The organism is Corynebacterium amycolatum SK46 (genome assembly GCF_000173655.1).
Lineage (GTDB): Bacteria > Actinomycetota > Actinomycetes > Mycobacteriales > Mycobacteriaceae > Corynebacterium > Corynebacterium amycolatum_A.
Map to the genome: position 1 here is coordinate 159405 of NZ_ABZU01000003.1, position 6551 is coordinate 165955.

Annotated in this window: 4 protein-coding genes; 1 reads left to right on the plus strand and 3 read right to left on the minus strand. The window is 57.4% G+C overall.

Translation table 11 applies throughout. The features are described from left to right. Window positions 1-8: 8 nt before the first annotated feature. The 3 genes from CORAM0001_RS03975 to clpB form a co-directional block, all read right to left on the minus strand. Entirely contained in the window at window positions 9-1547 is a 1539-nt protein-coding gene (locus CORAM0001_RS03975; protein WP_005510211.1) for an HNH endonuclease signature motif containing protein, read from the minus strand. Window positions 1548-1756: 209 nt separating this feature from the next. Continuing rightward, entirely contained in the window at window positions 1757-2404 is a 648-nt protein-coding gene (locus tag CORAM0001_RS03980) for a GNAT family N-acetyltransferase (protein ID WP_040361092.1), read from the minus strand. 187 nt (window positions 2405-2591) lie between these two features. Continuing rightward, the gene (gene clpB, locus CORAM0001_RS03985) at window positions 2592-5171 is read right to left on the minus strand and encodes an ATP-dependent chaperone ClpB (RefSeq protein WP_005510141.1); all 2580 of its coding nucleotides are present in this window, start codon (window positions 5169-5171) and stop codon (window positions 2592-2594) included. 360 nt (window positions 5172-5531) lie between these two features. On the opposite strand from clpB, the gene CORAM0001_RS03990 reads away from it, so the two are divergent. Further along, complete coding sequence (locus CORAM0001_RS03990; protein ID WP_005510124.1) at window positions 5532-6419, plus strand: fructose bisphosphate aldolase; 888 nt, start codon at window positions 5532-5534, stop codon at window positions 6417-6419. The last annotated feature ends 132 nt before the right edge of the window (window positions 6420-6551 follow it).

Here is a 6551-nt window from a genome sequence, read left to right on the forward strand (position 1 = left end):
CCATCCGACTACCCACCGGGATCCTGTCCCGTCTCGCCATTGCCATCCGCTGCGTCCCCCGCTCGTTTCTCTCGCGCTTTACGACGCAACCAGCGTCCCGGACTATCGAACGTATCGGGATCCTCATTGGATTCTGCTTTCCGGTTTCCTTCCTTGTCTTTCGGGGGCACCCAGACCACACGATCAGTAGAGGCCGGCTCGCACTCCCCGCTAACTCCGTCCCCTTCGTCAGTTCCTAGAATCTCCGGTACCTCATCCGGCCGGAGCGTCCACCAAGCATTTTCATCACATCGAGCATCATCGATCTTTCGATGCGTACCCGGATCAACCAACGTGAGATTATCCAGGTCAGTGCCACCACCGGAAGCCCACGACTGCACATGGTGAACATCACACATAGCTCCCGGAGTGCCCATGCCCGGCGCGGAGGAACCTCCTTCCTCTCCAAGAAGGGCCAGATACTGCGGCAAAGTCCCCAGCCTGCGGGACCGACCAAAGTACAAGGTCTGCCCCTCATTCCCCAAGACTTGGAGGAACGAATTTCTATCAACCATCTGTTGCACGGCCTGACTAATGGAAATTCGCACTCCCGCGTCTGAGACCGCTTTGCTCGATCCAGGAAGGACAAAATCTTTCCCATCAGGCAAGGAGACTCCAGCTAACGCTGCCACATCTGCGATATGCGCGACGGTGACCACGGATGTCGTCCCCCGCGCCGGCTGAAGCTCACCGCCTGGTTGAAAGCCCCCGTTCACCGCCGCTTCCACGGCATCATGGAAACGTTGCTCCGGATTCCGCTGGTCATCGGCACCTTCTTCGAGTAACCCGCCAGGTCGCGCATGATCTGCCTGCAGCCTTTTGAGCACCGCTGCAAACGAAGGCGTAACCACACCGCTCAACCGGCTCATGCCGTCCGGCCCCTGAGCACTGATTTTTAGGCTTCGTTTCCGAGCACGGTCCTCATCCGTATACGGGTCATCAACCCCCAACATCGCCCGCAGGCGATTGGGCAATTGGTTGAGATCATCAACACGGACCTTGTCCACCAAATCTGCAATGTGCTTGTCCAGCAGCCTAGACAACTCCGCGTGCTCCGTTGCCGGCAGCTCGCGAACGGCTTTGTCAATCTTCGCAACAGCATCCGCACCGACAACACCTTCCTCAACTTTCTGACGAAGGTTCGGCATTCGGACATCCTCATTCGCCGGAGCAAACGGATCAACACTCCTACTCAGACGCCCGACGACATTAATTCGCTGTCTCGCTTCTGCTCGCGAGATTCGCATCTCCTGCGCTAACCACGCAATCTTTCGATGCTCCGCGCTGGGCATCCGCCCCTTCATAGTCTCCACATAAGTCGCATCAATAACTGCAAGCCGTTTTCGCGCTTTCTCAATCGACTTATATGCGTCGTGCGCATGATCCGGTGCAAGTACTTCGAAGTTCTCCACGATAACTGTCGACAGAGCTTCAAACTGCGCAACCGCATCTAAGACCTGCGATGTCGAAAGCGGTCCACTGCTATTTGGCGCCGATGGTGTAGACATTTCCCCCCACCCCCTTTTAAAACGCTAGCAATCCGAATCCCCAAATGGACTAACTAATTTCCCTCACCCACATTATCGTACACCCATTCGACATTACACAACCCCTAAGCCGAACTTTTCGAACTTTTTTCCGAAACGCTGCCACGCTTCCAGTGCTTGAACACCCCACCAACCCGCGCAGTCCCCACCAAAAACTGCACGCGGAAAACCTAAAACCGCACCGCCATCACATCGTGGTCCGGGAAACTCGAGCGCCCCACCAGCTCAAACCCCGCCTTCACATAAGCTTTCGCCGCCCGCGGGTTGGCATCATGGACAGCCAGGCTAACCCCCGGGTACCCCAGCTCACGCGCATACTCAAGGAGTCCCGCAATCATCGGCTGCGACAGCCTGCGCCCGACAACACCCGGACGCAGCGCAATCGCCACCTCAGGAATCCCATTTTCCAAAAAACCGTACCCCGGATCGTCCTGCGTAAACGTACGCAGCCAGGCCGCCCCCACCGGCACTTCATAGCTTTCGTGCTCTTCGCTTGACGACGAATCCCCGCGCTCCAACCATTCCGCCTTAATAGCGGCCGCACTGTAAGTAGTTTCGCGAGAAACTCGCGGTTCAAACGGGTCAGTGCTGGTCATGTCGCTACTGAGCGACTCGAGGTCAGCGTCGTCAAGCGAAGTGGCGAAAAGGATAACCCCGCCCTGACTCGCATCCCACTGGTCGACGTATTGACGCCTCGTGACTACATAATCTTCCGGCAGTGGCTTACTTTCATCTCCGAATGTTTCCGTTAGTTCGTCCATCCAGGCAATGAAGGGACGGTCGGAGTCTGTCGCTGGTCGCCACTGAAAGTTAGTCATATTTGCGCACTATACCGGCGCACTCCAGACTGACCGGAATGCAACAAGCCCACACGGTCGGTCACAAGGAACATAAACTCGGACAATAAAAGCACAAAAAAGGGGCGGTTCAGGAGAAAACTCTCCCAAACCGCCCCAACAAAAGAGACAGCCTGCTCAGCAGTTATTACCCTGAGTATCAGGAATCCTAGACTCGGGCTACGCCATCCTCGTCATAGCCGACAACTTTCAGCGACTCGCCATCGTCAGCAACCGTGACCTCTACGCGGTCACCATCGCGAACATCACCGGCGAGCAGTCGACGTGCCAGCTCATCTCCGATCGCCTTCTGCACCAGGCGACGCAACGGACGAGCGCCATAGGCCGGGTCATAGCCGCGCTCCGACAGCCAATCCAGTGCCCCATCGGCGACATCCAGCACCAGACGACGTGCCTCCAGGCGTTCTGCCAGGTTGCGAACCTGAATGTCGACAATGCCGCGCAGCTGTTCGGAGGTCAGCGGATCAAAGATCACTACATCGTCGAGACGGTTGATGAACTCCGGCTTGAAGGCCATCTTGACCGCGTCCATGATCTGCTCATGCGTACCACCAGCACCGAGGTTGGAGGTCAGAATCAGAATCGTGTTTCGGAAGTCCACGGTTCGACCCTGACCATCGGTCAGGCGACCTTCATCGAGCACCTGCAGGAGCACATCGAACACGTCCGGGTGAGCCTTCTCCACCTCGTCGAAAAGCACGACGGTGTACGGACGGCGACGAACAGCCTCGGTGAGCTGGCCGCCAGCGTCGTAGCCGACGTATCCGGGAGGGGCACCAATTAGACGAGCGACAGAGTGCTTCTCGCCGTACTCGGACATATCGATGCGAACCATCGCACGCTCATCGTCGAAGAGGAACTCCGCCAGAGCCTTGGCCAGCTCCGTCTTACCAACGCCAGTTGGACCGAGGAACAGGAAGGAACCAGTCGGACGATTCGGATCGGCAACACCTGCACGCGAACGGCGGACGGCATCGGAAACAGCCTCCACAGCGGCATTCTGACCAACGACGCGACGGCCGAGGTTGAGCTCCATTTCGAGCAACTTCTCGGTCTCACCCTGCATCATCTTGCCAGCCGGAATGCCCGTCCAGGCAGAGACAACTTCAGCGACTTCCTGAGGTGTGACCTCCTCCTTGAGCATGGAGTTTTCCTCTGCGTCAGCGACCGATTCCTCGGCGGCCTCCAGTTTCTTCTCCAACTCAGGGATGCGCCCGTAGCGCAGCTCTGCGACACGGCCGTAGTCACCTTCGCGCTCAGCCTTTTCGGACTCAGTGCGCAGGGCATCGAGCTCTTCGCGAACGGAGCGGACATCATCAATTGAGGACTTCTCGTTCTGCCAGCGAGTCTTCAGAGCGTTGAGCTTCTCGCGCTCATCGGCAAGTTCCTCACGGAGCTTGTCCAGGCGCTCCTTCGACGCGATGTCAGTTTCCTTCTCCAGGGCCATTTCCTCGATTTCGAGGCGGCGCACGATGCGTTCCGCGGAGTCGATTTCCTCCGGCGAGGAGTCAATCTCCATACGCAAACGCGATGCGGCCTCATCAACCAGGTCGATAGCCTTATCCGGCAGGAAGCGGGATGTGATGTAGCGGTCCGACAGCGTTGCTGCAGCCACTAGCGCGGAGTCCTGGATACGAACACCGTGGTGGACCTCGTAGCGCTCCTTCAGGCCACGCAAAATACCGATGGCGTCCTCAACGCTCGGCTCACCGACAAAGACCTGCTGGAAACGACGCTCCAGCGCAGCATCCTTCTCGATGTACTTGCGGTACTCATCCAAGGTCGTCGCACCGACCAGACGCAGCTCACCACGAGCCAACATCGGCTTAATCATATTGCCCGCATCCATCGAGCCATCACCCGTGGCACCAGCGCCAACGATGGTGTGAATCTCATCGATGAAGGTAATAATCTGACCGTCGGATTCCTTAATCTCGTCCAGAACTGCCTTCAGGCGCTCCTCGAACTCACCGCGGTACTTCGCACCGGCGACCATAGAGCCCAGGTCCAGACTCATCAGAGTCTTGCCCTTCAGAGATTCCGGCACGTCACCTGCAACAATGCGTCGCGCCAGCCCCTCTACAATGGCCGTCTTACCAACGCCCGGCTCACCAATGAGCACAGGATTGTTCTTAGTACGACGACTCAAGACCTGTACCACGCGACGAATCTCCGCATCGCGGCCAATAACTGGGTCAATCTTGCCCTCACGTGCCCGTGCGGTTAAGTCCGTCGCATACTTTTCCAGAGCCTGATACTGCTCTTCCGGATTCTCCGTTGTTACCTTCCTCGATCCACGCACGCTAGTCAGCGCACCCTTTAACGCCTCGGCAGTGGCACCCGCGGACTGCAGCACAGTTGCCGCCTCCGACTGGCCAGTTGCTACACCGATAAGCAGAATTTCCGTGGAGACATACTCGTCTCCCAGCTCCCCCGCCAGCTCCTCGGCGGCGTTCAGTGCATTAACAGCGTCCCTATTAAACTGCGGGTTCGCCATATTCGCCCCGCTTGCCGACGGGTACCCAGCGACCAACTCCTTAGCGCGGGTCAAAACTCCAGAAGGATTAACGCCCGCTGCTTCAAGCAGTGGAGCCGCAATACCCTCCTTTTGCTCCAGCAGTGCTACCAGAATGTGCCCAGGCCGGATATCCGGGTTACCCGCGCTGGTCGCGGCCTTCATAGCTTCCTGGAGAACTTCTCCAGTCTTAGTTGTTGGTGTAAAACTCATAACTTGCGCCCCTTTGACTCAACTTTGTCATTCACTACCCATAACGCATTCAGCCTTGAGCCTGTTCCACTCAACTTAAAATTTTACGATTTCCCCACTGTGATTCACGCCACACCTATAGTAAAAAGGATTAGGCTCGGCAGCGTCGTTAAGCGTAGTAGCGCGCCGGAAAGCACTAGAAAACGTTGGAAAGCTCCAGAAACCACGTGCGAGCGCACTCCAACACACCGCCCGACGCCCTCACCAGCACACTCCCACCAGATTCGACTTCCCCCATGTGAGTGATGGGCGGGCGGCGCACTCATACCGTTTTGGTTACCCTAGTAGATGACATTCCTTCATTCTCACGAAAGGACTCGAATGAACATCGAGCAGGCACGTCAGATGACTGAGGGCAAGGGCTTCATCGCCGCTCTCGACCAGTCCGGTGGATCTACCCCGAAGGCTCTGCGCCTGTACGGCATCGACGAGGATCAGTACTCGAACGAAGATGAAATGTTCGACCTGGTTCACCAGATGCGTACCCGCATCATCACTTCCCCGTCCTTCAACTCTGAGCAGATTATTGGCGCGATTCTCTTCGAGCAGACCATGGATCGCGACGTTGAGGGAATCCCGACCGCTCAGTACCTGTGGGAAAAGAAGGGCATCGTCCCGTTCCTGAAGACTGACAAGGGCCTCGCCGACAAGGAGAACGGCGTTCAGCTTATGAAGCCATGCCCGGGTCTGGATGAGCTGCTGGAGCGCGGTGTCGCTAAGGGCATCTTCGGCACCAAGATGCGTTCCTTCATTGCTGAGGCAAACGAAGAGGGCATCAAGGCCAACATTGCTCAGCAGTTCGAGTTCGGCAAGCAGGTTCTGTCCCACGGCCTGGTTCCGATCCTGGAGCCGGAGGTCGACATCAACGCTGCTGACAAGGCAGAGGCTGAGGACATCGTCCTGCGCGAGCTGCTCGCTGGCCTGGATGACCTGGCTGATGACCAGAAGGTCATGATCAAGGTTTCCATCCCAACCAAGGATGACCTGTACAAGCCGCTGATTGAGCACCCGAAGGTCATGCGCGTTGTCGCCCTGTCCGGTGGCTACGAGCGCGAGGACGCCAACGAGCGCCTGTCCCGCAACCACGGCATGATCGCTTCCTTCTCCCGTGCACTGTCTGAGGGTCTGTCCGCTCAACAGTCCGACGAAGAGTTCAACGCAACCATGGCTGAGTCCGTCAAGGGCATCTACGAGGCTTCGATTTCCTAATCGTCCGCTGTGCATCTGTGCTTGTGCGCTTGTGCGCGCCTCTAGGTAGCCGCTAGCGCAACTAAGAACTCCCGCACCAGGTTTTCTTGGTGCGGGAGTTTTTGCGTTGGTGTCCCTGGCCTACGACAGCAC